The organism is Paraferrimonas sp. SM1919 (genome assembly GCF_010993985.1).
Taxonomy (GTDB): Bacteria; Pseudomonadota; Gammaproteobacteria; order Enterobacterales; family Shewanellaceae; genus SM1919.
In genome coordinates, this window is sequence record NZ_WINH01000027.1 from 1 (window position 1) to 26,828 (window position 26,828).

General features: G+C 42.4%; 26 protein-coding genes and 1 pseudogene. 6 read left to right on the forward strand and 21 right to left on the reverse strand.

The features are described from left to right. The 4 genes and pseudogenes from GFB48_RS14790 to GFB48_RS14805 form a co-directional block, all read right to left on the reverse strand. A pseudogene (locus GFB48_RS14790) lies at positions 1–1,577 on the reverse strand (hypothetical protein); the annotation flags it as partial. Positions 1,578–1,802: 225 nt separating this feature from the next. Then, the gene (locus GFB48_RS14795) at positions 1,803–3,107 is read right to left on the reverse strand and encodes an inosine/guanosine kinase (RefSeq protein ID WP_163937464.1); all 1,305 of its coding nucleotides are present in this window, start codon (positions 3,105–3,107) and stop codon (positions 1,803–1,805) included. Positions 3,108–3,128: 21 nt separating this feature from the next. Continuing rightward, positions 3,129–4,124 (reverse strand): ferrochelatase, encoded by a 996-nt coding sequence (gene hemH / locus GFB48_RS14800; RefSeq protein ID WP_163937467.1) that lies wholly within the window; start codon positions 4,122–4,124, stop codon positions 3,129–3,131. An 18-nt stretch (positions 4,125–4,142) separates the two neighbouring features. Then, complete coding sequence (locus GFB48_RS14805; RefSeq protein ID WP_163937469.1) at positions 4,143–5,132, reverse strand: rhodanese-related sulfurtransferase; 990 nt, start codon at positions 5,130–5,132, stop codon at positions 4,143–4,145. Between the two features lie 177 nt (positions 5,133–5,309). Between GFB48_RS14805 and yegQ the strand changes: the two genes are divergently transcribed. Next, positions 5,310–6,683, forward strand: a complete 1,374-nt coding sequence (gene yegQ, locus GFB48_RS14810; protein WP_163937472.1) for a tRNA 5-hydroxyuridine modification protein YegQ — start codon at positions 5,310–5,312, stop codon at positions 6,681–6,683. Positions 6,684–6,797: 114 nt separating this feature from the next. Here yegQ and pckA read toward each other — a convergent pair whose 3' ends face one another. Further along, the gene (pckA, locus tag GFB48_RS14815) at positions 6,798–8,420 is read right to left on the reverse strand and encodes a phosphoenolpyruvate carboxykinase (ATP) (RefSeq protein ID WP_163937474.1); all 1,623 of its coding nucleotides are present in this window, start codon (positions 8,418–8,420) and stop codon (positions 6,798–6,800) included. 682 nt (positions 8,421–9,102) lie between these two features. Here pckA and GFB48_RS14820 point away from each other — a divergent pair. Beyond that, positions 9,103–9,351, forward strand: a complete 249-nt coding sequence (locus GFB48_RS14820; protein WP_163937599.1) for a YfhL family 4Fe-4S dicluster ferredoxin — start codon at positions 9,103–9,105, stop codon at positions 9,349–9,351. 41 nt (positions 9,352–9,392) lie between these two features. Here GFB48_RS14820 and GFB48_RS14825 read toward each other — a convergent pair whose 3' ends face one another. The 4 genes from GFB48_RS14825 to sigZ form a co-directional block, all read right to left on the reverse strand. Continuing rightward, complete coding sequence (locus tag GFB48_RS14825) at positions 9,393–9,848, reverse strand: methylglyoxal synthase (protein ID WP_163937477.1); 456 nt, start codon at positions 9,846–9,848, stop codon at positions 9,393–9,395. A 39-nt stretch (positions 9,849–9,887) separates the two neighbouring features. Next, positions 9,888–10,379 carry a Cys-tRNA(Pro) deacylase gene (gene ybaK / locus GFB48_RS14830; protein ID WP_163937481.1) on the reverse strand — a complete coding sequence of 164 codons (492 nt, stop codon included), beginning with the start codon at positions 10,377–10,379 and terminating at the stop codon, positions 9,888–9,890. A gap of 78 nt (positions 10,380–10,457) precedes the next feature. Further along, complete coding sequence (locus tag GFB48_RS14835) at positions 10,458–10,736, reverse strand: peptidylprolyl isomerase (RefSeq protein WP_163937484.1); 279 nt, start codon at positions 10,734–10,736, stop codon at positions 10,458–10,460. A 41-nt stretch (positions 10,737–10,777) separates the two neighbouring features. After that, on the reverse strand, positions 10,778–11,308 hold the full coding sequence (sigZ, locus tag GFB48_RS14840; protein WP_163937486.1) for an RNA polymerase sigma factor SigZ: 531 nt from the start codon (positions 11,306–11,308) through the stop codon (positions 10,778–10,780). A 95-nt stretch (positions 11,309–11,403) separates the two neighbouring features. On the opposite strand from sigZ, the gene GFB48_RS14845 reads away from it, so the two are divergent. The 3 genes from GFB48_RS14845 to GFB48_RS14855 all read left to right on the forward strand — a co-directional run bounded on the left by GFB48_RS14845 (position 11,404) and on the right by GFB48_RS14855 (position 13,421). Continuing rightward, positions 11,404–11,577, forward strand: coding sequence for a hypothetical protein (locus tag GFB48_RS14845; RefSeq protein ID WP_163937489.1), 174 nt, complete (start codon positions 11,404–11,406; stop codon positions 11,575–11,577). Positions 11,578–11,754: 177 nt separating this feature from the next. Continuing rightward, positions 11,755–12,678 (forward strand): SRPBCC family protein, encoded by a 924-nt coding sequence (locus GFB48_RS14850; protein WP_163937492.1) that lies wholly within the window; start codon positions 11,755–11,757, stop codon positions 12,676–12,678. Positions 12,679–12,731: 53 nt separating this feature from the next. Then, complete coding sequence (locus GFB48_RS14855) at positions 12,732–13,421, forward strand: SDR family NAD(P)-dependent oxidoreductase (protein WP_163937495.1); 690 nt, start codon at positions 12,732–12,734, stop codon at positions 13,419–13,421. Positions 13,422–13,674: 253 nt separating this feature from the next. Here the strand turns inward: GFB48_RS14855 and htpX are convergent, their stop codons facing one another. Next, on the reverse strand, positions 13,675–14,529 hold the full coding sequence (gene htpX / locus GFB48_RS14860; RefSeq protein WP_163937498.1) for a protease HtpX: 855 nt from the start codon (positions 14,527–14,529) through the stop codon (positions 13,675–13,677). Positions 14,530–14,697: 168 nt separating this feature from the next. Between htpX and pepE the strand changes: the two genes are divergently transcribed. Then, positions 14,698–15,390 (forward strand): dipeptidase PepE, encoded by a 693-nt coding sequence (gene pepE / locus GFB48_RS14865; protein WP_163937500.1) that lies wholly within the window; start codon positions 14,698–14,700, stop codon positions 15,388–15,390. Between the two features lie 54 nt (positions 15,391–15,444). Here pepE and GFB48_RS14870 read toward each other — a convergent pair whose 3' ends face one another. From GFB48_RS14870 to GFB48_RS14920, 11 genes are all read right to left on the reverse strand, one after another. Continuing rightward, on the reverse strand, positions 15,445–15,933 hold the full coding sequence (locus GFB48_RS14870; protein ID WP_163937503.1) for a tyrosine-protein phosphatase: 489 nt from the start codon (positions 15,931–15,933) through the stop codon (positions 15,445–15,447). A gap of 85 nt (positions 15,934–16,018) precedes the next feature. Then, the gene (gene dinB, locus GFB48_RS14875; protein WP_163937506.1) at positions 16,019–17,077 is read right to left on the reverse strand and encodes a DNA polymerase IV; all 1,059 of its coding nucleotides are present in this window, start codon (positions 17,075–17,077) and stop codon (positions 16,019–16,021) included. Positions 17,078–17,314: 237 nt separating this feature from the next. Then, a complete protein-coding gene (locus tag GFB48_RS14880; protein WP_240464888.1) occupies positions 17,315–19,309 on the reverse strand; it encodes a methyl-accepting chemotaxis protein in 1,995 nt (664 codons plus the stop codon). 160 nt (positions 19,310–19,469) lie between these two features. Next, positions 19,470–19,694: a (Na+)-NQR maturation NqrM gene (gene nqrM / locus GFB48_RS14885; RefSeq protein ID WP_163937511.1), complete on the reverse strand. Its 225-nt coding sequence runs from the start codon at positions 19,692–19,694 to the stop codon at positions 19,470–19,472. Positions 19,695–19,696: 2 nt separating this feature from the next. Continuing rightward, positions 19,697–20,713 carry an FAD:protein FMN transferase gene (locus GFB48_RS14890; protein WP_163937514.1) on the reverse strand — a complete coding sequence of 339 codons (1,017 nt, stop codon included), beginning with the start codon at positions 20,711–20,713 and terminating at the stop codon, positions 19,697–19,699. Positions 20,714–20,730: 17 nt separating this feature from the next. Next, positions 20,731–21,957 carry an NADH:ubiquinone reductase (Na(+)-transporting) subunit F gene (nqrF, locus tag GFB48_RS14895; RefSeq protein ID WP_163937517.1) on the reverse strand — a complete coding sequence of 409 codons (1,227 nt, stop codon included), beginning with the start codon at positions 21,955–21,957 and terminating at the stop codon, positions 20,731–20,733. A 17-nt stretch (positions 21,958–21,974) separates the two neighbouring features. Then, positions 21,975–22,583 carry an NADH:ubiquinone reductase (Na(+)-transporting) subunit E gene (nqrE, locus tag GFB48_RS14900; RefSeq protein ID WP_163937520.1) on the reverse strand — a complete coding sequence of 203 codons (609 nt, stop codon included), beginning with the start codon at positions 22,581–22,583 and terminating at the stop codon, positions 21,975–21,977. Between the two features lie 6 nt (positions 22,584–22,589). Continuing rightward, positions 22,590–23,207 (reverse strand): NADH:ubiquinone reductase (Na(+)-transporting) subunit D, encoded by a 618-nt coding sequence (locus tag GFB48_RS14905; protein WP_163937523.1) that lies wholly within the window; start codon positions 23,205–23,207, stop codon positions 22,590–22,592. Beyond that, positions 23,207–23,974, reverse strand: coding sequence for a Na(+)-translocating NADH-quinone reductase subunit C (locus GFB48_RS14910; protein WP_163937526.1), 768 nt, complete (start codon positions 23,972–23,974; stop codon positions 23,207–23,209). The genes GFB48_RS14905 and GFB48_RS14910 overlap by 1 nt, the downstream gene beginning before the upstream one ends. Next, entirely contained in the window at positions 23,967–25,166 is a 1,200-nt protein-coding gene (locus tag GFB48_RS14915; protein ID WP_163937529.1) for an NADH:ubiquinone reductase (Na(+)-transporting) subunit B, read from the reverse strand. Before GFB48_RS14915 ends, GFB48_RS14910 begins: the two co-directional genes overlap by 8 nt. Then, a complete protein-coding gene (locus tag GFB48_RS14920; RefSeq protein ID WP_163937532.1) occupies positions 25,166–26,503 on the reverse strand; it encodes a Na(+)-translocating NADH-quinone reductase subunit A in 1,338 nt (445 codons plus the stop codon). The genes GFB48_RS14915 and GFB48_RS14920 overlap by 1 nt, the downstream gene beginning before the upstream one ends. Positions 26,504–26,828 lie beyond the last annotated feature (325 nt).

Below are 26,828 nucleotides of genomic sequence, written 5' to 3' on the forward strand. Positions count from 1 at the left end.
GATGAAGTCGGACTCTCATTAAAACCATCATTATCGGTAAAACTGGCTTGCACGCTAATGGCCTCTCCACCATCGGCGGCCACTAGGGTGTATTTATCAGAAGTCGCACCACTAATAGCAACGCCACCACGGTACCATTGGTAACTGACTGAGTTAACATCAAAGCCATTGCTGTCGCTGACCGTTGCAGTCAGCTCTGAGCCGATACTGCTAGTGCCAGTTATCGACACCGTAGCGACAACATTGGTTGCAGCTGTGATCTCATTAGAGCTCGGGCTTTCATTAAAACCGTTATTATCGGTATAGGTTGCCACCACAGACAGCTTTTTACCCGCATCTGCTAAGGCTATGACATAAGTGGAGCTAGTGGCGCCTGTTATCAACACACCATCGGCGTACCATTGGTAGTTGACTGAGCCATAGCCGTCATCATCGCTGACCACCGCCGTTAAGGTACTGCCAATGGCTGTATTACCCGAGATGGTCACTGAACCGGTATTATTAGTTGCAGTGACCGATGGATCAGCGGTTTTTGCAATACCATCTTCAATTCCGTCATTAGGAGTTAAGGTAAAAGCAGGTAAATCAGAACCAGCATTAACCAGTGCCAGACCAGCTGCCGTTAAAGTAACAAGTTGATTGCCTTCATCTAGGGCATAATTGATAGTATCTGATAAAGTAACAGTGACTGTGTCATTATCGGCATCAGCTGTGGTATAGCTAACTACAGTTTCCCCTACCGTATGACCATTATTTTGGGTGAAGTTACTAACGGCACCCAAGGTTAACTCTGGAATATTATTATTTGGGATCAACTCTTCAGAAAATAATCCCAGTTCAGCAAAGGTTTTATCTAGCTCACCTGCTAAATTATCATCAACACCCGCAAAATCCCCATTCAAGGAATTCGTTTGCTGGGCACTAAATAACATAAAACGAATTTTTTCATTGGCTGCAACAGCTGTTTTGCCATTGGCAATTAACGCGCTGTTGATTTGAGAGAAGGCAAATTTAAAATTTAAGAAATGATCAAGCGAACCATTATTATCGACATCGGAATTAATGTTATTTCCATCAATGCTCTGGGTACTAGCAAAATAGTAATTAGTGAAAGAAACCTCATCATAATCTTGTGCCCATAGGTTTGAACCTATGGTAGTAGTACTTGGAGAGATATTACACTGGGGGATTTTATTGGGGCATTCATCTGTTCCCCATATTGTGATATTTCTAGAATTACGTCCATCCGCACTGATAAACAAATCTAATTCGTTATCTGTATTTATATCCAGTCCAATCAAGTAGACATTAGATTCAGTATTATCGGTTAAGCGTATCCTAAACGCTAAATCCTCATTTTCATCAATCCAAGAGTACAAAATAGGATGATCATCATCACCAACCAGATCAAGACCCGCTGCTTGAGCTTGTTCATCACCAGAAGGATCAAAACTCTGGCCATAGAGAATGATGCGCCAATTCTCAGAAGAAGCGCTAAGGTCTATCACTGCAGCAAATGCAAATTGATTAGCGCCAAATAACAACAATAAAAAAGTTATGCTCTTTAAAAACGTCATTTAATTCTTCCTTGAAAGGCTGATCGTTTAATAATCGTGCAACGATAGCGCTAGACGACCGAAAAAGCAAAAACTTTAGGGCAAATCCAATTAAATTTTAAAAATTATTTTCCATTATATTTCAATGCCTTAGAGTATTGATTACCAAAATTAGTGATAATTTAGCATAAAAAAAACCGCCTATAAGTGGCGGTTTTTTTAAATATGAATAAATTAGGCAAGGTATTATCTTTCCCAGTAAGCTTCTTCTAGTGAGTCTTCTCGCTCTGGTAATGCCCTTGAAAGACGTGGGCTATGTTGTGCCAACACCTCAAAAGCCACACGGTTGGAATATTTGCAAAGTTGGGCCAGTGATGAATAACACAAAGCTTCAACATTATGCTTAGATGAATTTGGAATGTTCATCTTGTGGTAGACGTTTGATGCCATATCATGCAGCAATGCTGCTAGTGCGCCATCGCCGGCACCATTGGTATTACGGATTTTATCTGGCCCCCCCATATAAGGTGCAATATGGGAAAATACTTTTATGGGATTTTTACAACCCCCTCTAGCCATCGGCCTAGAATATTCATATTGATTAAATTCAGCAATCGAGCCTGGTAATAGGGGCTGTTTAGTCTGACGCTTATGCTCTTCTTCAGTCCAAGCCCCCATATACAAGCCCGCAGGGCCTGCTGTGGTTAAGATCAGATCACACCATTGCAATGCAATATCTGTCGCTAGTAATGGATCAGTTTCCCCCGTTAGGGCTTCGGCTTCCTCTTCATTCATCGCTAACACGGTAACATTATCATTAATAAAGCCTTGCCACCATTTTGGATCTTGTGCAATGAGAAATTGCGTTCCTAAGGTGAGCACAACAGGTACGTTAGCTTGTTTAGCATACTCAACGGCTTGTATCGCTGCTGAGGTCATAGGATCACCTTCATCGGCCCGCATCAAATAGGCACTAATGACAAAAGCAGAAGCTTCTTGGATCACTTTTTTGTTGATGTATTCAGGCTCAAGTTTATCCATTACCCCTTTTGAGATCGCAAAAGTGCGTTCTCCGCATGGAGAGATCAAAGTGAAGCAGCGCCCTATCGCGCCATCTACTGGTTGTAAATGGTTAAGGTCAACTTTTGAAGATGTATTGCATAAATAACGGTATGAATAACTGCCAACATCGATTTGTTTACTCATAACGCCGAATAGTACCGACTTATCATCAGCTAACGTTGAGTAATTATGTAGGGTGTTACCTATGGTGCCACCAGCGAATTCTTCTGAAACCAACTCATTACGCTTTAGCTCTTGATAAAGCGCATGGGCAATATCGTCCGCAACAAGGTTAGAAGCCGCTTTTTGTAGGCCATAACGCAGCAAAAACTCTTCGTCAACAGCGGCCTCGATATCAACCAAAATTTGGTCAATACCGGTTACATATGTAGAAAACGGCACAGAATGTGGTTGTAAGTCTTGTAGGTGCGGATCCCGCGATTGCACCGGAAAATAGTGTTTGGACTTACGTTGACCAGGAAACTTCATAGCCCTTGTTACCTCAAGATTTTATTTGCCCCATTTTGATTTAATCAGTTCTACCATTAAATCAATATGTTTAGGGTCGTCATTTAAGCACGATATATAACGATAGTCGTTGCCACCATTTTCGATGAACAATTGTTTATTCTCTATCGCAATTTCTTCTAGCGTTTCTAAACAGTCGCTGGCAAATGCCGGACAAATTACATCAATGCTAGTACATCCTTGACTAGGAAGCGTGGTTAAATACTCATCTAGGTATGGTTGCAGCCATGGCTCACGACCAAACCTTGATTGGTAACACACCTGCCATTGCTGCGCGTTCAAGCCTAAGTGCTCAGCCAGCAATTCTGCAGTTTTTTGACATTGTGCTTGGTAAGGGTCGCCTTCATCCACAAATCGTTGTGGAATACCGTGGAACGACATTACCAATTTTTGCGCCTGACCATGTTGCTGCCAGTGCGCTCTTACCGAAGCTGCTAGAGCTTCAATATAAAATGGGTGCTGATAATACTCTTTTACAAAACAATATTCAGGTATATTTCTTAATTTTTTGATGCTATTGGCTAAATTATCTACAACTGATGCGGTAGTCGTGCAAGAGTACTGTGGATAGAGGGGTAAAGTGATGATTTTCTCTACACCTTGGGCCTGCAATTTAGAAATACCATCAGCAATAGCAGGGTCGCCATAGGTCATCGCCAACTGCAATGGCACCTCATGACCCATCGCCTCATTGAGCGACTGCTGTAGAGCTTTCGCCTGTAATTTTGAGTACACCATTAAAGGTGAGCCTTCATCAGCCCAAACACTTTGATAAGCTTTAGCGACCTTTGGCGGCCTAATGTTTAAGATCACGCCGTGCAGAATCGGTTTCCAAAGCCAGCGCGGTAAATCCACCACCCTAGGGTCGCTCAAGAACTCTTTTAAGAACGCACGCACTCCTTTGACCGTGGGCTCAGATGGCGTACCTAGGTTCACTAACAGAACACCTGTTTTATTAGCTGCTTGTGTTGGGCTCATTAAAGACTTCCTTGATTATTATGCTTTTTTGCTGGCTTCTCTTTGGGCCTGACGGCGAGCTTGTTTTTCCAGCTTACGTTGTTCCATCTGATTACGTGCATCTAAACCAATATGATCAAGACCACGCTCTTTGGCTAACTTAGCTTGCTTTTCACGCTCTTTAAAGCGGGCAATTTGTTCTGGGGTTAGCTTATCGTGGCACTGGTGACAGCTCACACCTTCAATATATTCTGGCTTAAGCTTATCTTCTTGGGTAATTGGTAAACGACAACCATGACATAAATCGTAGTTACCTGCTTCTAGGTTGTGATCAACCGTCACACGGTTATCAAACACGTAACAGTCCCCCTTCCACATGGTATCTTCTTGCTCAACCTCTTCTAGGTACTTGAGGATACCGCCTTCAAGGTGGTAAACCTCTTCGAAGCCCTGCTCTTTCATATAGGCGGTCGATTTTTCACAACGAATACCACCGGTACAGAACATCGCCACTTTTTTATGCTTAGCAGGATCTAAGTTTTCCTTCACATAATCTGGGAATTCACGGAAGGTCTCGGTATTTGGGTTTACCGCCCCCTCGAAGGTACCCAGTTCGATTTCGTAATCGTTACGGGTATCAACTAGAATCACTTCAGGATCACTAATCAGCGCATTCCAATCCTTAGGCTTAACGTAGGTGCCCACCACCTTATTAGGGTCTATGCCCTCAACACCCATGGTGACGATTTCTTTTTTCAGCTTAACCTTAGTGCGGTGAAATGGCTGTTCATCGGTGAACGATTCTTTCCAGCTGATTTCAGCAAGGCCATCAATGCCTTTAATATAAGCCAATAAAGCGTCAATGCTTTCGCGACTGGCGGCAACCGTACCGTTAATTCCTTCTTTGGCCAGCAATAGGGTACCAACCACACCTAAATCCAGCATTTTTTGCTGCAATGGTTGGCGAATTTCTTCAAAATTTTCCAAAGTGGTAAAGCGATAAAGCGCACAGACTACGAATTTTGACACTTTTTTATCCTTATAATTGTGATGGAGTTCATTTACAGCAATTTAATTAAGCCAAGGATTATACTATTGATAAAGAAAAATTTATAATACTGCGCTTCTCTTTAATGGGTAAGCTAGCCTTATTTATAAGCAATTGGCTACTTTACCCGATAAATTCTCCTGTTAAGAGTTTAAAAGATGTTAAAACCTGAACTGTTATCGCCTGCGGGCACCCTAAAAAACATGCGCTATGCTTTTGCCTATGGCGCTGATGCCGTTTATGCCGGCCAACCTCGTTATTCCCTTCGAGTTCGTAATAATGACTTCAACATGGAAAACCTAAAAGTAGGTATTGATGAAGCCCACGAACTTGGTAAGCAGTTCTATGTAGTGAGTAATATCTCACCACACAACACCAAATTAAAAACCTACATTAACGACATGAAGCCTGTGGTTGATATGAAGCCTGATGCTATTATCATGTCTGATCCAGGCCTAATCATGATGATGCGTGAAGCCTTCCCAGAGCAAGTTGTACACTTGTCTGTGCAAGCCAACGCCATTAACTGGGCATCGGTTAAGTTTTGGGAAAGCCAAGGCATTAAGCGTGTCATTTTATCGCGGGAGTTATCTCTTGATGAAATTGAAGAGATCCGCCAACGCTGTCCAGATATCGAGCTAGAAGTATTTGTACACGGCGCACTTTGCATGGCGTACTCTGGCCGTTGCCTACTATCTGGCTACATTAACAAGCGTGACCCTAACCAAGGTACCTGTACTAACGCTTGTCGATGGAAGTACGATGCCCATGAAGCGACTGAAAACGAAAATGGTGATGTGGTTGCAATCCAACAACCTGAAGCGGTTGCCCCTACCCTAGGTGAAGGTGAAACCACAGATAACATTTATCTGCTACAAGAAGCCAATCGCCCGGGCGAATACATGCCAGCGTTTGAAGACGAGCACGGCACTTATATTATGAACTCAAAAGATCTGCGTGCCATTCAGCACGTTGAACGCCTAACCAAAATGGGCATTGATTCATTGAAAATTGAAGGTCGTACTAAGTCATTCTACTACGTGGCCCGTACTGCTCAGCTTTATAAGCAAGCCATTAACGATGCCTACGAAGGTCGTGAATTCGATCCTAGCTTAATGCATCACCTAGAAGGCCTTGCTCACCGTGGTTACACCGAAGGTTTCTTACGCCGTCACACCCATGACACTTACCAAAACTACGAATATGGCTATTCGGTATCGGATCGCCAACAATTTGTCGGTGAATTTACCGGTAATCGTAACGCCGCTGGTCAAGCTGAAATTGATGTGAAGAACAAGTTCAGCGTAGGGGATTCAATTGAAATCATGACCCCGAACGGTAACTTAAACCTGCAACTTGAAGCACTAATGAACCGTAAAAACGAACAAGTGGAAGCGGGTCTAGGTTCTGGTCATACCGTATATATGGATATGCCAGAGGGTGTTGACCTTGATAAAGCGATTTTACTGCGTAACTTAAAAGGTGGTGAAGATACTCGCAATCCTCATGTTAAAATAACGGAAGTGAAGTAAGCACCTAAGTTCTAAGTCCTAGATCCTAAACCCTAAGATCTAGGTTCTGGAATCAAAAAAGCCGCGCCATGGTAACCCATGACGCGGCTTTTTAGTGCTTGTCACTCAGTGTAATTACAGTTGAGGACCCGCTTTAATTAGGTCTTTGCCTTCTTGGTTGTCGGCAAAGCGTTCAAAGTTATTAATGAAACGCTGGGCTAGGTCCTCAGCTTTACCCTGCCACACTGCAACATCTTGGTAAGTGTCGCGTGGGTCTAGAATATTACTATCTGCACCCGGTAAGCTCGTTGGTACTTCTAGGTTAAAGATTGGCAATGTTTTCGTTGGTTGTGCCTCAATTGAACCATCTAAAATAGCATCGATAATGGCACGAGTATCTTTAATCGAGATACGTTTACCTGTACCGTTCCAGCCGGTGTTCACTAGGTAAGCTTCAGCACCTGCCGCTTCCATACGCTTAACTAATACTTCGGCGTACTTGGTTGGGTGCAGTGTTAAAAACGCAGCGCCAAAACAAGATGAGAAGGTTGGCGTTGGCTCAGTAATACCACGCTCAGTGCCCGCAAGCTTAGCAGTAAAGCCACTTAGGAAATGGTATTTAGTCTGCTCTTTAGTCAGTTTAGATACCGGTGGTAACACCCCAAAGGCATCGGCCGTTAAAAAGATAACTTTTTGCGCATGGCCGGCTTTAGACACTGGCTTAACAATATTGTCAATATGATGAATTGGGTAAGACACACGAGTGTTTTCCGTCTTTGAACCATCATCGTAGTCTACTGTACCATCGCTCAGTACTGTTACGTTCTCTAGTAGTGCATCACGTTTGATAGCAGCATAAATGTCTGGCTCGGCCTCCGCACTTAGATTAATGGTTTTGGCGTAACAACCACCTTCAAAGTTGAAGATCCCTTCGTCATCCCAGCCATGCTCGTCATCACCGATTAGCTCGCGCTTAGGATCGGTCGATAACGTGGTTTTACCCGTACCAGATAGACCAAAGAAAACCGCAACATCGCCTTCTTTACCTACGTTGGCACTACAATGCATAGAAGCAATGCCTTTAAGTGGTAGGTAGTAGTTCATCATCGCGAACATACCTTTCTTCATTTCACCACCGTACCAAGTACCGCCGATCAGCTGCATTTTCTCGGTTAGATTAAAGGCCACAAAGTTTTCAGAATTCAGGCCGTGCTCTTGCCACTTATCGTTGGTTGCCTTAGAACCGTTCATTACTACAAAGTCAGGCTCAAAATCAGCAAGCTCTGCTTCGGTTGGGCGAATGAACATGTTTTTCACAAAGTGCGCCTGCCATGCCACTTGCATGATAAAGCGAACTCTTAAGCGAGTTTCTGGATTGGCACCACAAAAAGTATCCACCACAAACAAACGTTCAGCGGAAAGCTGTTTAGTCACGGTTGCTTTTAGATCATTCCAGACTTCAGTGCTGATCGGCTTGTTATCATTTTTAGCATGCTCACTGGTCCACCAAAAGTTCTCTTTGGTGGAGTCATCAAGCACAATATATTTATCTTTAGGAGAACGACCGGTAAACTCACCTGTGTCTACCGCTACCGCACCAGATTCGGTTACCACACCACGTTCATAACCAGTCAGAGAATCTTTAGTTTCTTCCAAGAACAGTTGCTCATAACTTGGGTTATGAATAACCTCAGTTGGGTTAATAATACCGTATTGGCTTAGGTCTAATTGCTTAGGTGTTTGATCTAGTGCGTACATCTTGTTTCCCAATGACATTAATTGCCCGTTAATTCTTTCAACTATGGAATAAGAATAACATCCCCCCCTGTGGGTAAGCTATTGAATTTAGTAAATTTATTTTCAAACCAAAATGTAACTTAATTACAAACATATAAGAAATTTTACACAAATTGAGCTGAGAAATTAGGCTTTTAGTAATTTTGCATCATTTTTAAATTTTCATATAAAAGTGCATGACCCATTTCAATTCACTTTACTTTATTAACAAATGATTAAAATACCATGTAACTACATACATTTAGCGCTATTGTACAGCAACGCACTGTCATCAGCTGTGGAACCAAAGATCCTACAGGATCGAGATTTTAAAAAGTTGTAAAATAACCAAAGCTATAATGGCAATTTTATTTTATTCACTGACAAGTAAAAAATTATTCATGTTTATTTAAGGGGTGACTGCATAAAAGTACTGTTAAAAAGCAGCAATACAAGCTAGCGATTTATACCAAATAATAATAAGACGACTTGTAACGGTGGGGTAATTCATGCTGACTTAGGTTCCGCCCTATTATCAAAAGTCTTGAACATTTCACTGGCCAACACGCATTTTTAAACTTCTCATTGAAAACTAAATTTTCCAATATGTTACAATAATCTTAATTGGTATTAATTTTTCTCTATGACTTGGAACCTAAACACTGTGGCGCTGTATATTAAGAAAAACTGCATTAACTGCGATATGTGTGAACCTGAATGCCCAAACCAGGCGATCACCATGGGAAAAGAAATTTATGAAATTGATCCTGCACGCTGTACCGAATGTGTCGGCCACTATGATAAGCCCACCTGCGTCAGTGTTTGCCCGATTGATTGTATTGACCCTGATCCCAACCATAAAGAAACCACAGACCAGTTAGCTGAAAAGTTCATATTGCTCACCCAAGCGTAAAATGATCCCGAAATGAACATTTCGGGATTTCTTCATTGGCTTTATACTCGCTCGGCTAAGTAGCTTTGATAATCAGGTATCGTAATTTCTACTTCTGTATCAAATAAAGGTGAGGCAATTAAAAAGTCAGCACTGGCTTGGTTGGCTGCCACCGGAATATTCCATACCGAAGCGATACGCAAAAGCGCCTTCACGTCAGGATCATGGGGAACGGCATTTAAAGGGTCCCAAAAGAAAATAAGCATATCAATCTTGCCTTCAGATATCATCGCGCCAAGCTGTTGATCTCCTCCCATAGGGCCAGAAATCAGCGGGGTAATAGCCAAGCCTGTTTCTTTAGCCAGAATATTACCTGTGGTGCCTGTGGCAAACAGAGTATGCTGGCCAAGTTGTTGCTTATGGGTTTGCACCCAAGTTTGTAATTGCGGCTTGTAATGGTCATGGGCAACCAATGCAATATTCTTGCTGGCTGCCATTACTCTTGTGGTTTGATTCATAATTTAATCCTTTAAAAATCTTCTTCTATAATGCTTTAATCAGTATTCTGGGCGCAATACCGCGATATCAGCAAGCCTTATAGAAAGTAGCTGAATGATATCTTGTGGTTTAATTTGCAGAGATAGGCCGCGTTTACCGCCACTGACATAAATATAATCGAACTCTGTGGCGCTATTATGAATAAAGGTTGTTAATTTTTTCTTTTGCCCAAGCGGGCTAATGCCCCCTTTTAAATAGCCAGTCACCTTTTGCGCATAGTCGACATCTGCCATATTCATTTTCTTAATGCCGCTCGCTTTGGCTAATTTTTTTAAATCCAAATGACAGACAACCGGCACTAATGCCACCAGCAACTTTTTAGGATCGCTTTCATCGGCAGCAAGCAGGGTTTTAAACATTTGCTCAGGCTTGATGCCTAGCTTTTGTGAGGCTTCATCGCCCACATTGGTGGTGCCAATAGGATCAGCATCGAACTGGTGAGCAGTAAAAGTAATTTTATGCTTTTTTAATAGGTTTATCGCAGGGGTCATACAAAACTCTCGAGCTTTGAATACAGAATACGGATTACCGACGTCTGTGATCCGTAACCCGTATTCTAAAAGCTTATCTTAACCGCGAGAAGTTACGATAAGTAGGTGGTAGCCAAACTGGGTTTGAACTGGGCCTTGAACTTCATTGATAGGAGCAGAAAATACTACCTTATCAAATGCTGGTACCATCATACCTGGGCCAAAGCTACCTAGATCGCCACCTTGAGCAGCAGATGGACAGTTAGAGTGCTGCTTAGCCATTTCTTCAAAGCTGGCACCGTCTAAAATTTGCTGTTTAATTTCATTACACTGTGCTTCAGTATCCACTAAAAGGTGCTTAGCCGTTGCTTGTACCATGGAAATTTTTCCTCAGATAAAAAAGAAAACGATTATACCTATCAACAGCCGCAAGTGCTATCGCAATCACTTTGTGGGCCGTGCTCATCGAACTCTATAACACAGCACTTACTCACCTCTTGCTTAAATTCCTGACGGGCACGTTTTAGACGAGATTTAACTGCTGTAAGACTTAGCTCAAGTTGCTCGGCAACCTGTTGCTGCTTAAGCCTTTGCAAATCCGCCAACTCAATCACCTGTTGGGATTTATCAGATAACCCCTGCACTAGGGTATGCACACACTCAAGCAAGGCATCTTGATCGTGATCGTATAAATCTGGCGCAACCAGTTGCTCTAATGCCAGTTCATCGTTGTCCGTTTTACGTTTGCGATAATAATCAATAATCGTATTACGGCAAATCTGATAGAGCCATGGAGTTAACTTAGTTTCGTCACTCAGTTTATCCAGTGATTGATGAACTTTAATAAACACCTCTTGCAAGATATCTTCAGCATCTTCACTGTGACTTACTTTAGAGCGAATAAACTGCAGCAATTGACTGTGAAATTGCTGCCATAAATCAATAAACATGGCTCCCACCTTTCCTCTAACCTAAGTTAAGATTAACTTAACAACAGCTGCTTGTCTGCTCTGCACAGCATTCCGTTTCTTTACAGCATTGTGCTGTGCAGCCGTTTGTGCCTTCACAGCAATTATCATCAGTGCAACACTCACTCTGGCTACAGCACTGGTTATCTTCACAACAGTTTTCGGTTGCACAACACGCCTCTTGGTTGCAGCACTCTGGTGCTGGCTCACAACAGTTTTGTTCAATTGGTTCTGGTGCTGAGCAGTTATAGTTAGTCATATTAATACCTCAATTAAAAATAGCGTTAATTTGCTTCATTAATAAAGACGCAAGCACTCCCAAAAGGAGTCAGATTATTTTTAAATAAGTATCAAAAAACTTGCCGAAAACCTTTACCCCCTTGTTTTTCACCTACAATTATTTCACAGTTCACTCATTTAATTTGATTATGCTTAGTTATCAGGTAAAACGGACGGCTACCATAAATAAAAACCTTGATACGGTAAAACAACATCTCACTAATTTTCAGCTTTGGCCCGAATGGTCACCATGGTTAATGATGGATCCTGACTGTCAATTTGAATACAAAGGAGAAACTCATCAAGTCGGCCATGGCTACTACTGGAGTGGTGATTTGGTAGGAGCTGGAAAGATGTTCCTTTTGGACGACTCAGACTCCCTAAAAATGTCCTTAGAGTTTTTTAAGCCCTTTAAGTCCCGTGCCTCAGTAAGTTTTATACTTAAACCTTTCGAGCAGAAAACCCATGTCACTTGGGTGATGGACGCCAAAGTTCCGTGGTTCTTACTGCCTTTTAAATCGTTTATTAAGAATATGATTACCCTAGATTATGAGCGCGGCCTAAAAATGCTAAAGGCAAAGCTTGAGCAAGGGCAAATCCATTCCCAGTTAAATATTATTGGCATTAAAAAGGCTAACAGTATTAACGCTATTGGTTTACGTTCTAAATGTCATATGAACGAAATGCCACAATATATGGGAGCCAACATAGAACAGTTAGAAAAATACCTAAATAAGATAAACATTACACCGACTGGAAAAACATTTAACTACTACCTAAGTTTTGACATGGCCAAACAAGAGTTTGATTTTTATACCTGTATTCCGGTTATGCAAACCAGTTTTGGGAAACCCTTTGAAAAAATCACCATTGGAGCTGGTAAAAGGTTTATTGTTGAACATACTGGGGATTATCAGTTTTTAGGTAACGCTTGGGCCAGTGCTCATCAGCACTGTCACCATCATAGCATTAAGGTTAAACGCAAACCTTTAGGCATTGAAACCTATTTAAATTGCCCTAGGGAGACTTCACCAGAGCAGTTAAAATCCCAAGTCAGTTTATTTTGTAAATAGAACCATTGGCGTGGGTTAAGCGTACTTATCCATAAAAGTACAAGGATAATTTTATGCTTAATATTGCTGTTTTTGGTGCCAAAGGTACTATAGCGAGTGCATTGATCAATGCGCTTCAACACACACATACTATTACTGCTATATGTCGCCACACAGATAAACTCCCTAGTTCCTATATTGCTATTGAGGATTATAGCGAAGCTAACATAATTAAAGCCTGCCAATATATAAATAATGATTCGTTAGATGCCGTCATAGTCGCAACAGGGTTGCTGCATAACCATCAGTTGCAACCTGAAAAAAGCATTCAAGAAATCCGTGCTGAAAGCTTCACCAAGATAATGCAGGCTAATTGCTTAACACCACTGTGTATCTTGAAACATTGCCTGCCTAAACTAAAAAAAGACAAATTCACATTAATGGCTACACTCTCTGCCAGAGTCGGCTCTATCAGCGATAACCGTCTTGGTGGCTGGTACAGCTATCGTTGCTCCAAAGCGGCATTAAATATGGGCCTTAAAAACCTCGCCATTGAAGCCCAACGTAATAAACAACAAACTTGCGTGGTTGGCTTGCACCCAGGAACGGTAGACAGTCCACTGTCTGCTCCTTATAAAAAAGCATCAAGCCAGTGGCAAACACCACAAGAGTCTGCCTCTAAGCTAATAAGCGTAATGCAAAACCTCAGCATGCAAGATACGGGTAAAGTTTTTGACTACAATGGAGCTGTGATTCAACCATGAAGAGTATCGACCTAGTCATTTTAAGAAACGATTTACGCCTTGATGATAACCCTGCTTTGCAAGCTGTGACGGGTAAGACTTTGGTGATATTTCCTAAAGAAGCCAAGCCCAGCAAATTGCCCAGCATATTGAAAATATTGAAGAAGAGTTAGTGACCAAGCCTCAAGTGAGTGAGTCATTATTATAACTAATGACCCACGGTTTGGCGCTAAAACTAAAAACCCAGCATGTGCTGGGTTTTTTAGTGACTAAATTAGCGTAAAGCGGCAATACGCTTTTCGATTGGAGGGTGAGTCATCATTAATTCAGACAGTGACTTACCACCATTAATGCCAAAGGCTGCCATATTTGATGGCATGTGCCCTTCTGCGCCTGATTGCAAACGCTGTAAAGCTGAAATCATCTTATTGGCACCAACAAGTTTAGCGGCACCAGCATCGGCACGATACTCACGCACACGAGAATAATAATTAACAACAAACGATGCCAGTAGGCCAAAGACTAAATCCAACACAAAAACGACCGCCATATGGGCCATCATACCCAGACCTTCGCCCTCTTCGTCATCACCACGTAGGAATGAATCAATGATGCCAGCAACCAAACGAGCGGCAAACATTACAAAGGTATTCACCACACCTTGCATGAGTGCCATAGTCACCATATCACCGTTAGCCACATGGCTAACTTCGTGAGCGAGCACCGCTTCGACTTCATCTTGATTCATGCTATACATCAATCCCGTCGAAACTGCCACTAATGAATTATCTTTACTAGGGCCTGTCGCGAAAGCATTCATATCATCACTATGGTAAATAGCAACTTCTGGCATTTTAATACCCGCTTGCTGAGCTTGACGGGCAACCGTTTGCATTAACCAATGTTCAGTTTGATCGCGTGGTTGCTCAATCACATGAAGATTCATGGTCTTCTTAGCCATCCACTTAGACATTTGTAAGCTGATGAATGAGCCGCCAAAACCAAACAGAGCACAGAAAATCAATAAGCCACCCATGGTTTTGGTGTTTACACCAAGAAGGCTCATAACAATACTTGCTAATAACAGTACTGCCATATTAGTAAGTAAAAAAAGAAAAACGCGCTTCATATTGCTCCTCAAATGCAATTAAAAATTAAAGGCTCCTATATAATATGGTCAGAAACCGTAATTTCAAGGCATAGAGTTTAACAAAATATTAATTGCGAATTATATGGCCTGTATATCGACTGCGTCAGTTGCTACTATCACTAGCAATACCGTTACCAAGGAATGGAAATGTCGCACAACTTGTTGTTACTTAGCACTGCTAAGTGTAATGGCCAACCTTATTTACAACAGGCCATCGAGCCCCTAAAACAATTTACCGTTACTCGAAAAAAATGGCTATTCATCCCCTACGCAGCCATCAAATTTAATGAACAGCAATACCACAGCATCGTCATTAATGCGCTGCAGTGTTTAGACATTAACATTCTCTCAATTAATCAATACCAATGCCCCAAGCAAGCAATCGAGCAGGCAGAAGGGATCATCGTAGGCGGAGGCAATAGTTTTCGACTGTTGAAGTTATTAAAAGAACAAAATTTATTAGAACCGATTAGAGCTAAAGTTCGCTCCGGCACCCCCTATCTGGGTTGGTCAGCTGGGGCCGTTATTGCTGGGCCCAGCATCCAAACCACTGTAGATATGCCTATTGTACAAGTGGATTCATTTGATAGCCTTAAGCTCGTCGACTTTTTTGTCCACACTCATTTTGAACCACTGGCGATCAAAACTAAGTTAGCGAATACTTTAAAAGAATTTTATCGCTTCAATCAAGATGCAACAATTTTAGCCCTACAAAACTGCAATTTGCTGCTAGTAAAAGAAAATAAAATCAGAATTATTGGCCCCAAGCCGGCCTATTTGTTCAATCGCTCATTAGAGCGCGCCCCATTATCACCAGAGCAAGATCTCAGTATCCTTTAAATTATGTATTTTAAAATCTACTTAGATTTGTTTCGCTACTCTGGCGCCATTAGCTTAGGTAAAAGATTCAATATAACTTAATTGGTTTTCTTTAGTAAAAGCACCCGGTCTTAATGCTTGCACTTGCTGTTTAATTTGCGGCCATTGCCAACCTAAAGCCAATAATAACCTAGCAGCAATTAACCCTGTACGACCAGATCCACCGGCACAATGGATCACGACCTTAGCATCCTGATTTAATACCGATAAAAGCTGAGTGCGGTTTTGTTTAAAGGCCAATTCAAACTCATCATCAGGGATGCCATCATCGTCTATCGGAAAATGAAACCATTGCATCGACTGCATTTCAACTTGAGAACCAAAATCGGTAACCCCTAACTGCTTTAATTCATCAAAGGTTAAACCAGTGATCACTGCAATTGCCCCTTGCTTTCTTAACTGGCTCAAGCTGTCTACTAAATCCACGCCTTTAGTTCCTGGGCAAGGTGTTAAAATCAGTCCCGCTTCTGAATCAAGGGGAAGAAACCAAGTTGGATGTGTCATTTTTATTCCTTGGGTTGGCTAAACTCAGATATTATAGAAGAAAATTTTGACAACTAAATTAAGCAAGTTGCAACTTTAATATTCTTCAGTCAAACAAGTTAAGTTGTGAATAAGTTGGCTTAGGCTGAAGTCTTAAACATACCCCGACTAAGCGCACCCCTTTTTGTGAATTTTGTTGCCACAACTGTTGTAATAAGCCTCTGACCATATCTGCTGCCAAAAATGAGGTTTTACACTCTTTTGAAAACACCTTAAAGCTGGCGTCTTTTATTTTTACTCTGATCCCCTCAAGCTGCATATCAGGCAACTGAATTAACTTAAGTTTAAGATACTCTAATAGTCCTAAACAGATTGGCTCTGCTTGCTCAATGGTGTGAATATCTTCAGATAAAGTCGTTTCTTTAGCCATTGATTTGGGCAGCCTAGATAATTGCAATACTCGCGGATCTATGCCGCGGGCTCTTTGGTATAACACTTGCCCAAACTTACCATATAAATCAATCAACTGCTCTCGGGTCAGCAGTCTTAATTGGGCAATAGTTTCAATACCTAAACCCTGTAATTTCGCAGTCATCACTTTGCCAACACCTGGAATTGCACTCACTGCTAACGGGCTTAAAAATTTCTCAATGTTATTTGGGGTAACCATAAACTGGCCATTGGGCTTATTTAAATCAGAACCTATTTTGGCGACAAACTTCACCGATGAAATACCGGCCGAAGCCGTTAAAGCCGTTGTTTGGTAAATCTGTTCACGGATGGCTCTGGCAATATCACTGGCACAATTATTAAATAGCGCGCAGTCTGTAACATCCAAATAAGCTTCATCAATTGACACAGGCTCGACTAGGTCGGTGTACTGATAAAAGATATTGCGAATAATTTCTGCCGTGTCCTTATAGACTTGCATTCTACCAGGTACCAAAACCAGTTGCGGGCAAAGCTTCAAGGCCATTGCTGTCGACATAGCACTTTTAACGCCATACTCCCTTGCTAGGTAGTTGCATGTCGCAATTACTCCACGGCGCTCCTTAGCACCGCCGATAGCCATTGGCACATCGCGAAGGGAAGGATTGTCACGCATTTCTATAGCGGCAAAGTAACAATCCATATCAATATGTATAAATTTACGATGTTTAGACATGAATAAACGTCAAAAGTCAGAAACTTAAAATGAATACGGATCACTGTTAACGCAATACAGTCAATCCGTCATCCGAATTCAGTTAGTTAAATCTCGAGCTCCGCAGTGGCGTTCTGAAAGCCAAAACTGCCCGCGCCGCTCTAATCTACGCAACTGTACAAAAACACAGTATAGCAAGTTTTGGATATAAAAAAACCGCTCGAAGAAAATCGAACGGTTTTATTAGCTCATAGCTTACTAAAGTTTAAACTGACTAATATTGCCATCGAGCTCATTAGTCAATTTAGAGAAATGTCCCATATTGGAAGCTAATGACTCACTCGCCTGTTGGGTTTCTGACGTCATCGAAGATACCATTTCAACGGAGCGTGCGACTTGTTCAGCCACTACCGCCTGTTGGCCAATCGCAGCGGTAATTTCTGTGGTCTGATTTTCAATTTGTTCAATCGCATTAGTGATGGCTCCTAGCGCACCATGAACTTGTTCTGTTAAAGCCTGGCCCGACTCTGCTTTAGCCACACCCTCTTCCATCACATTCTCAGCCTCAAGGGTCGATTGTTGTAATTTTTCAATAATGGTCTGAATATTGGCAGTTGAGTCTTGGGTACGGGATGCTAGGGTTCTCACTTCATCAGCAACGACTGCAAAGCCGCGACCTTGCTCACCGGCACGAGCCGCCTCAATTGCCGCATTAAGTGCTAATAGGTTAGTTTGCTCTGCGATGTTACGAATGACTGACAGCACCTCGCCAATCTCCTGGGAGCTGACTCGTAATTCACGCACCACCTTAGCGGCACTGATCACTTGCTCTGACAGTTGCTGCATACCTGTTGTCGCTTCGGCAACAATTTTGGCACCCTGCTCGGCCTCGGTATTTGCTTGTTGAGCAAACTGAGCGGCCCTATCTGCACTATTGGCAATCTCTTGGCTTGATTGCGCCATCTCAGTACTGGCAGTCGCCACCTGCTCCATTTCATGCTTTTGTTTGGTCACTGTCGTTAAGGTCTGATCACAAACCACCACCGATTGCTCTGAAGCTTGGTTAACTTGAACAGATAGGGTGCTGGTTTCTTTTAGTAGCTCTTGAATTTTAGCGGTGAAAATATTGAACGCTCGTGCTAGCTCACTGAGTTCATCATTTCCTGATTCACTTAACCTTAAAGAAAGATCACCATCACCTTGAGCAATGTCTTGCATCGCTTGCACTTGGCTGTTTAAGCGATTTTTAACGGGTAAAATAATTAACCACGCTGCAGCGCCAATGACCGCAAGAACAATCAATGCGATGATCAATACCAATGTTGCAGCATTACTAATCTGCTCTTCCATATAACTGGTGGGCATCATAAAGCCTAAATACCAGCGAACATGGGGGTAATCGGAAACCACCGGTGCGACTAAAATATGATAAGTGGCGCCTTTATAAGTCACCTCTTTAAACTGAGTTTGGCCTTCATTAACCAATTGCTCTATATTGCCAAAGCCCGCGCTGTCACTAAAGTGACGATCCACCTCTGCTAATTGCGAACTCGGTGGGAACTCTTGAGAAAATTCAGGAAATGAAATCAGCTTTCCTTGGTCTGTAAACACAAAAGCCTTGCCCATATTTTGGTACTGAATTTTAGCCACCATCTTATTCATAGTCGAAACTAAAATATCCATACCACCGATACCGACTAACTGGCCCTTGCTATCACGCACCGGTATTTTAATCGTGGTAGAAATGGACAAGTCGTTAGCATCAACCGCTGGATCACCTACGAACAAACGGTTTTGGTCTAAAGCAACCTGCCACCATGGACGTTTATTCGTATAATAATTAGCATCGCCATCGTAGCGGCCATTTAAATCAAAATACTCGAAAGTATTAGCAGATCCTAAAAATACCGATTTAATATCTGGATCTGAGTCCGAGAAAAACTTGAAATAGTCGACAATTTGTTGGTATTGCTTGTCCTTGGAAAGATCGCTGCGACGATCATTATAATTAGCAAACCAATCAACTAGGTTTGGATTATTAAATACTGAATGAATGATTTGGCCTTTTGATTCAAGATAAGCAGAGATCCGCGAAGCATTACCATCAACCACGCGCTCTATTGAATCGGTCACCTCCATTTCAACATTTTCGGCATCAAAAATTAACGTGTAATAAACCACCGGAATAAGCAGCGCCGTCATGCTTCCGATAATGCCAAACAATAATCGTTGACTGATCGACAATCTTTTCATGAAGCTCTTATAAAAGTCCATTTTTCCCCACTTAAAACAAAAATCAAAAAAATTAAAAAATTACTAAAAACAAAGCGTCCCAATTAACCTAAACTTTAAATTGTATACAAAAAAAGCGCAACCTAAAGGTTGCGCTTTCTTAACAAAAACTTAATAGAAATCATATGATTCGATTTTCTTCAAGCATTTTGCGTTTTTGTTCTTCTTTGGCCATCTTAGCTTTACGATTATCACAAGGATCATCGCAATCACACACCTTCTTCATTCCTAAAGAGCTAATGCCGCCACAACTACTGGCCATAGACTTACGTTTAAAAATATAGCCAACTGACATCAGTACCACTAGGGTTAGCAGTAAAACAAAGGCTGCTATAAAGGTTTGCATGGTTACTCCAACTCTTTATTTAAAAATCGTTCAAACGATTGCGAGTATATCACTTTATATTGTTCAGCAGAACGTTCAATAAACATCACCGCGAGATTTTCTTTGTTGGCTAACGCTAAACCTGCCTCAGTGCCCATCACAATTAAAGCCGTGGCTAATCCATCTGCAATCATCACACTTTCATGTAAAACGGTCACCGATGCTAAATTATGAGCGATTGGCTTACCGGTGCGGGGATCAATTAAATGACTTAAGCGCTGACCATTTTCTTCGAAGTAGTTACGGTAGTCACCAGAAGTCGCCAAACCAAGGTTACCAGGCGCAATCACTGACTGAATTGACCGTCCTTCACTGTTTGGTTTTTCAATTGCAATTCGCCAAGGTTGACCGTCAGGCTTGGTACCATTGGTGCGAACTTCACCGCCGATTTCAGCTAAAAAATTGACATAACCGCTCCCTTGAAGATAACTTGCGATCACATCAACACCATAACCTTTGGCAATAGAAGATAAATCAATATACAAAGCACTGTCGTACTTGATCAGACGATTACCTTCTATTGCAAACTGATGGATACCTGTTTGTAACTGGGTCCGTTTAATTTGTTCATCCGTTGGCGCTTTGAGTGGGCGCTTATCAGGTCCAAAGCCCCATAGATTGACTAGCGGACCTAAAGACACATCCAAAGCGCCATCAGTGAGTTGATACAACGCCAAAGCCGCTGCTGCAACTTTGATGGTATCCGCCGACACGGCCATTTCACCAATGCCCATCTGGTTGAATTGTGACAATTCAGAGTCCAGCTGATAGGTAGACATCTGATCATTCACTTTACCCAATAGTGCATCAATTTCGGCTTGGATTTGCTGCGAATTGACGGTTTCATTGGTAACAAATTTAACGTGATAAGTTGTGCCCATGGTTGCCCCAGATAGGGAAACAATGTGCGCTTTAGGGCTACAGCCCATAACAAAAAAGGCCAGCCCGATAAGGGCCAGCCAGTAATTAATTAATCTCATTCAGAAACCAATTTCAATTAACCACCGAAGTCGTCGAGTAGGATGTTTTCATCCTCAACACCAAGATCTTTTAGCATACCAATTACAGCAGCGTTCATCATTGGTGGACCACACATGTAGTATTCACAATCTTCTGGTGCTTCGTGATCACGTAAGTAGTTCTCATATAGAACATTGTGAATAAAGCCAGTGTAACCGTCCCAGTTGTCCTCTGGTTGAGGATCAGACAGAGCGGTATGCCAGATGAAGTTATCGTTTTCTGCTTGTAGAGTATCGAAATCTTCAACGTAGAACATTTCACGCTTAGAGCGAGCACCGTACCAGAAAGACATCTTACGCTTAGACTTAAGACGACGAAGTTGGTCGAAGATGTGCGAACGCATAGGCGCCATACCCGCACCACCACCGATGAATACCATTTCGTTGTCAGTTTCTTTCGCGAAGAACTCACCAAATGGACCAGAAATGGTAACCTTGTCACCTTCTTTCAGGCTCCAAATGTACGAAGACATTTGACCAGCAGGTAGGCTTAAATCACGTGGCGGTGGCGTAGCAATACGCACGTTCAGCATGATAATGCCTTCTTCTTCAGGGTAGTTCGCCATAGAGTAAGCACGAATAATCGGCTCATCAACTTTTGACTCAACTTTGAAGAAACCAAAGTGATCCCAATCTGGACGGTATTCTTCAGGAATATCGTAATCAGAATACTTAACATGATGCGCTGGCGCTTCAATTTGAATGTAACCACCCGCACGGAAAGGTACTGATTCACCATCAGGGATGCCAAGCTTAAGCTCTTTAATGAAGGTGGCTTTGTTATCGTTAGAGATAACTTCACATTCCCACTTCTTAACACCAAAGATCTCTTCTTCTAGTTCGATCTCCATGTCTTCTTTTACGCTTACCTGACACGCTAGACGACAGCCTGCTTTAGCTTCACGCTTGGTGATGTGGTCAAGTTCGGTTGGCAGAATGTCACCGCCACCTGAATGAACGTCCACACGACACTGGCCACAAGAACCACCGCCACCACAAGCTGACGATACGAAGATACCGCTTGAAGATAGTGCGTTAAGCAGTTTACCACCTGCAGCAGTGGTAATTGATTTTTCCGGGTCACCGTTAATAGAGATAGTTACATCACCAGAGTTCACCAGCTTAGAGCGAGCAAACATAATGATAAGTACTAGCACGGTTACAATGGCGGTGAACATACCTACGCCAAGAATAATTAGATCCATTACTAATTCCTACCTTATTACAGTGAAACGCCAGAAAATGACATAAAGCCAAGCGCCATAAGACCAGTTGTGATAAAGGTAATACCTAAACCTTTAAGACCATCTGGTACATCAGAGTACTTCATCTTCTCACGGATACCAGCCAGTAGCGTAATCGCTAATGCCCAGCCCACACCAGCACCTAAACCAAATACCACTGATTCAGGTAGGTTGTAGCTGTTTTGCTCCATCATAGATACACCACCGAAAATCGCACAGTTAACTGTGATCAACGGTAGGAAAATACCCAGTGCGTTGTATAGAGGTGGGAAGAACTTGTCTAACGCCATCTCTAGAATTTGCACAAGTGCAGCAATTACACCAATGAAAGTAATGAACTTCAGGAAGCTTAAATCAGCATCCGGAAGACCTGCCCAAGCTAATGCGCCTGGCGCCAAAATATTAGTATAAATAATTTGGTTTACAGGAACTGAGATAGTCAGAACGAAGATTACCGCAATACCTAGACCAAACGAAGTGGTTACCTTCTTAGATACCGCTAGGAATGTACACATACCTAGGAAGAAGGCTAACGCCATGTTTTCAATGAAAACAGCACGAACAAAAATGCTTAAATAATGTTCCATTGCTTATTACCCCTTCTCAACTTGATCAGGTTTGTAGGTACGGATAGCCCAGATGATCAAACCGATAATAAAGAACGAGCTAGGTGGCAGTACTAACAGACCGTTAGTGACGTACCAGTCTTTGCTTAGGATTTCGATGCCAAATAGGGTACCTGAACCAAACAGTTCACGGAAGAAACCTACTGTCATTAGAATCGCTGCGTAGCCTAAACCGTTACCAATACCATCAATAAAGCTTGGTAGAGGCGGAGATTTCATGGCAAACGCTTCAGCACGGCCCATTACAATACAGTTGGTAATAATCAGACCAACAAACAAAGACAACTGCTTAGAAATTTCATAAGAGTATGCCTTTAGGATAAGGTCAACCAGAATTACCAATGACGCAATCACAGTCATCTGTACGATAATACGAACAGCGTTAGGAATGTGGTTACGCATCATAGAGATAAACAAGTTTGAGAATGCTGTTACTGCAGTAAGAGCAATACTCATAACCAGTGCAACTTCCATTTTAGAGGTAACAGCTAAAGCCGAACACACACCTAAAACTTGCAGAGCAATCGGGTTATTGTTAACGATTGGATTCGTTAACGCTTCTTTTAATTCTTTTGCGTTAGACATTACTCTAGGCCTCCTTGACGAACTTTAGCAATGTAATTGCCAAATGCTTCTTCACCAAGCCAAAAATGAATCGAGTTAGTTACACCGTTACCCGTTAGGGTCGCGCCAGATAATGCATCTACCTGGTTCATTGCATCTAAACTTGGGTTTGGTTTAGCAACCGCAAGTGCAATCTCGCCATCTTGGTTATAAACCTTCTTGCCTGGCCATAGCGCCATCCAAGTTGGGTTTTGAATTTCTGAACCTAGACCAGCCGTTTCACCTTGCTCATAGTAAACAAGAGATTTAACTGTGTTCATATCCGTTTCAAGTGCAAGGAAAGCGTACATGGTTGACCACAGTCCAGCACCCTTAATTGGTAAGATGATGCTAGTAACTTGACCAGCTTCATCTTTAACAAGATAAACCTGAGCAGTGTTAGGAACGCGCTTAACCTTAGAACCCGCATCATCTGCAACTAAAGTAGAAGTTGCCGCTTCACGAGCCGCTTTAGCTTGATCAAAAGCTTCTGCATCACCGGCAACATAATCACCAGATTTTAGGTCAACTAAACGAGCTTCAATGTGCTTTTCATAGGTTGCGCCCACGTCACCGGTGGTTTCATAACCTGCAGCTTGTAATAGGTACTTTTGCTTATCAAGTTTGATGTTAGCATCTTGCAGTGGCTTAAGGGCAACTGCAGCACCAGATACGATTACTGAACACACTAAACATAGGCCAATAACTACACCTAAAGTTTTACCGAAAGTATCGTTGTTCTTAGACATTGCGTGCCATCCTTCTCTTAATGTTTGCTTGAGCTACAACGTGATCAAACAGAGGAGCAAACAAGTTAGCAAATAGAATTGCTAGCATCATGCCTTCTGGGAAAGCAGGGTTTAGGACACGGATAAATACCGCCATTGCACCGATCAACATACCGTACGCCCACTTACCTTGGTTAGTAAATGATGCCGATACTGGATCAGTTGCCATGAAGATCATACCGAAGGCAAAACCACCTAGTACGAAGTGCCATGCAAAGGTCATTTCGAACATTTTGTTGGTTTCAGAGCCAATAGTGTTGAATAGTGTCGCCACTAGGAAGCCACCTACAAGCACACCAGCAATAATGCGCCAAGAAGCAATGCGAGAGTACACTAAGAAGGCACCACCAACTAGAATGGCTAGGGTAGAAACTTCACCTACTGAACCACCGATGAAGCCTAAGAAAGCATTCATCCAGTTTGCATCAGAGTATTCAATAATACCTTGAGCCGCTTGTGATAACGCAGTAGCACCAGAGAAACCATCCGCAGCAACCCAAACCGTGTCACCAGACATGCTTGCAGGGTATGCAAAGAATAGGAAGGCACGACCAGCAAGTGCAGGGTTTAGGAAGTTACGACCGGTACCACCAAAGATTTCTTTAGCGATTACAACACCGAAAGTAATACCTAGTGCCACCATCCATAAAGGAATCGTTGCAGGCAGTGTTAGTGCAAACAGAACTGAAGTAACGAAGAAACCTTCGTTTACTTCGTGGTTACGAACAGACGCAAAAAGCACTTCCCAGAAACCACCCACGAAGAAAGTCACCGCATAGATAGGTAGGAAGAAACACGCGCCGTACCACATAAGGGCGGCAACGCCAGATTCTGCATTTAGCGTAGTGCCAAACAGTTCGAATAGACCCACTTGCCAAACATCAGGCAGTTGATAACCCGCGGCTAATGCGTCTTGTGCTTGCAAACCCACATTGTACATACCAACAAACATCGTCGGGAAGGTACACATCCACACCATGATCATCATACGCTTAAGGTCGATGTTATCACGAACGTGAACGCCACCTTTGTTGGTGTAACCTGGGGTATAGAAAATAGTAGCTACCGCTTCATAAAGGGCATACCACTTTTCGTATTTACCGCCTTTCTCGAAATCAGGCTCGATACGCTCTAGGAAATTTTTTAAACTCATTACCCTTCCCTCTCGATGATGTCTAGACACGCACGTAAGTGAGCGCCGTAATCATACTTACCTGGGCATACAACGGTACACAATGCTAAATCTTCTTCATCTAACTCTAATGCACCTAATAATTGTGCATTATCTGTATCACGAGCAATCAGATCGCGCAGTAATAAAGTAGGAAGAATATCAAGAGGCATTACACGCTCGTATTGGCCAATTGGCACCATCGCACGCTTAGAACCACCTGTCGAAGTGCTCATGTTGAACAGCTTAGAAGGACTTAAATGGCCTAGGAATGTACGGGTGAAAGAGAACTTCTCTTTACCTGGCATAATCCAACCGAATAACTCTTTCTCTGTACCTTCATGCAGAACAGATACCTGATTGTGGTAACGACCAAGGAAAGCATGTGGGCCTGCCGCATTTGTACCAGATAGGATAGAACCAGAAATAATTCGGTTAACACCATCTGATACGTTACCTGCGGTAATATCGCTCAAAGACGCACCAACTTGAGTACGAACTAGACGAGGTTTAATTACTTCAGGACCCGCAAGGGAAATCACACGATCAGTAAACAATTCACCGGTAGTGAATAGCTTACCAATAGCAATGACGTCTTGGTAACCTAAATGCCAAACTTGCTTAGTTGCAGACACTGGGCAAATATTATGGATATGAGTACCCACGTTACCTGCTGGGTGCAGACCCGCAAACTTTTCTACCTGAATGTTAGCTGGCGTTTGAATTTGGCTATCAGCAGCCTTACAAACGGTCACTTTTGCTTCAGTTAGTTGGTTTAGCACCGTTAGACCATCAACGAAAGCTTCGCTGTTGTCGCTAATGATCACTTCTGGGTTAGCTGCTAATGGGTTAGTGTCCATTGCAGTAACAAAGATCATTGCTGGAGTCGCATCTAATGCAGCAACTCGGCTAAACGGACGTGCACGTAAAGACACCCACTGACCTGATTGAACTAATACGTCTTTAACTTGCTCAGCAGTAAGCTGAGAAAGCGCGGTACGCTCAAACTTAGGGAACTCTACTGACTCATCGCCTTCTACTTCAATCACTACTGACTGAAGTACACGCTTAGCGCCACGGTTAATTTCTACTACCACACCGGCTGCTGGAGCTGTATGTAAAACGCCTGGTGACTTTTTATCTTCAAAAAGTACCTGACCTTTTTGCACACGATCGCCAACCTTTACTTTCATGGTTGGGCGCATGCCTACAAACTCTTCACCTAATGTAGCAACACGCTTGATGGCTGGGCCATCATGGATTACTTGTTCTGGGCCGCCACTAATGGGCAAATCCAAGCCTTGTTTTATTGTAATCATACTCTCAAGCACTACGTTAAATTGAAAGTGTTACGTCGCGTTCTTTAACGCCTAAAGATGACCAACGCACGTAGTTTATTTCCATACACAACATGAGTTGGTTCGATTAAATCTAAAGAAACGAGACACAAATCACATTGATCCGGGCGCATTCTACAGGAATTGAAAAATTGTTGCCATGAAAAATACCTTTTAAAATGGGTGCTAACCCTTTAGTTACACTAAAGGAACAATTAATGACCAATGCGTCCGAACGTTAACCAATTTACACCGCATAGCATAGAACCCATGGTTAGCTTACGCTTACAAAAAGCCCTACAAATTA

Bases quoted from the DNA above. Each gene is read 5' to 3' on its own strand.
- htpX (WP_163937498.1), bottom strand. From the start codon at position 14,529: ATGAAGCGCGTTTTTCTTTTTTTACTTACTAATATGGCAGTACTGTTA.
- dinB (WP_163937506.1), bottom strand. From the start codon at position 17,077: ATGTCTAAACATCGTAAATTTATACATATTGATATGGATTGTTACTTT.
- GFB48_RS14850 (WP_163937492.1), top strand. From the start codon at position 11,755: ATGCTTAGTTATCAGGTAAAACGGACGGCTACCATAAATAAAAACCTT.
- ybaK (WP_163937481.1), bottom strand. From the start codon at position 10,379: ATGACCCCTGCGATAAACCTATTAAAAAAGCATAAAATTACTTTTACT.
- nqrF (WP_163937517.1), bottom strand. From the start codon at position 21,957: ATGGATCTAATTATTCTTGGCGTAGGTATGTTCACCGCCATTGTAACC.
- hemH (WP_163937467.1), bottom strand. From the start codon at position 4,124: ATGAGCCCAACACAAGCAGCTAATAAAACAGGTGTTCTGTTAGTGAAC.
- pepE (WP_163937500.1), top strand. From the start codon at position 14,698: ATGTCGCACAACTTGTTGTTACTTAGCACTGCTAAGTGTAATGGCCAA.
- nqrE (WP_163937520.1), bottom strand. From the start codon at position 22,583: ATGGAACATTATTTAAGCATTTTTGTTCGTGCTGTTTTCATTGAAAAC.
- nqrM (WP_163937511.1), bottom strand. From the start codon at position 19,694: ATGCAAACCTTTATAGCAGCCTTTGTTTTACTGCTAACCCTAGTGGTA.
- GFB48_RS14890 (WP_163937514.1), bottom strand. From the start codon at position 20,713: ATGAGATTAATTAATTACTGGCTGGCCCTTATCGGGCTGGCCTTTTTT.
- pckA (WP_163937474.1), bottom strand. From the start codon at position 8,420: ATGTACGCACTAGATCAAACACCTAAGCAATTAGACCTAAGCCAATAC.
- GFB48_RS14825 (WP_163937477.1), bottom strand. From the start codon at position 9,848: ATGAATCAAACCACAAGAGTAATGGCAGCCAGCAAGAATATTGCATTG.
- GFB48_RS14880 (WP_240464888.1), bottom strand. From the start codon at position 19,309: ATGAAAAGATTGTCGATCAGTCAACGATTATTGTTTGGCATTATCGGA.
- yegQ (WP_163937472.1), top strand. From the start codon at position 5,310: ATGTTAAAACCTGAACTGTTATCGCCTGCGGGCACCCTAAAAAACATG.
- sigZ (WP_163937486.1), bottom strand. From the start codon at position 11,308: ATGTTTATTGATTTATGGCAGCAATTTCACAGTCAATTGCTGCAGTTT.
- GFB48_RS14920 (WP_163937532.1), bottom strand. From the start codon at position 26,503: ATGATTACAATAAAACAAGGCTTGGATTTGCCCATTAGTGGCGGCCCA.
- GFB48_RS14870 (WP_163937503.1), bottom strand. From the start codon at position 15,933: ATGACACATCCAACTTGGTTTCTTCCCCTTGATTCAGAAGCGGGACTG.
- GFB48_RS14905 (WP_163937523.1), bottom strand. From the start codon at position 23,207: ATGTCTAACGCAAAAGAATTAAAAGAAGCGTTAACGAATCCAATCGTT.
- GFB48_RS14855 (WP_163937495.1), top strand. From the start codon at position 12,732: ATGCTTAATATTGCTGTTTTTGGTGCCAAAGGTACTATAGCGAGTGCA.
- GFB48_RS14795 (WP_163937464.1), bottom strand. From the start codon at position 3,107: ATGAAGTTTCCTGGTCAACGTAAGTCCAAACACTATTTTCCGGTGCAA.
- GFB48_RS14915 (WP_163937529.1), bottom strand. From the start codon at position 25,166: ATGAGTTTAAAAAATTTCCTAGAGCGTATCGAGCCTGATTTCGAGAAA.
- GFB48_RS14835 (WP_163937484.1), bottom strand. From the start codon at position 10,736: ATGGTACAAGCAACGGCTAAGCACCTTTTAGTGGATACTGAAGCACAG.
- GFB48_RS14910 (WP_163937526.1), bottom strand. From the start codon at position 23,974: ATGTCTAAGAACAACGATACTTTCGGTAAAACTTTAGGTGTAGTTATT.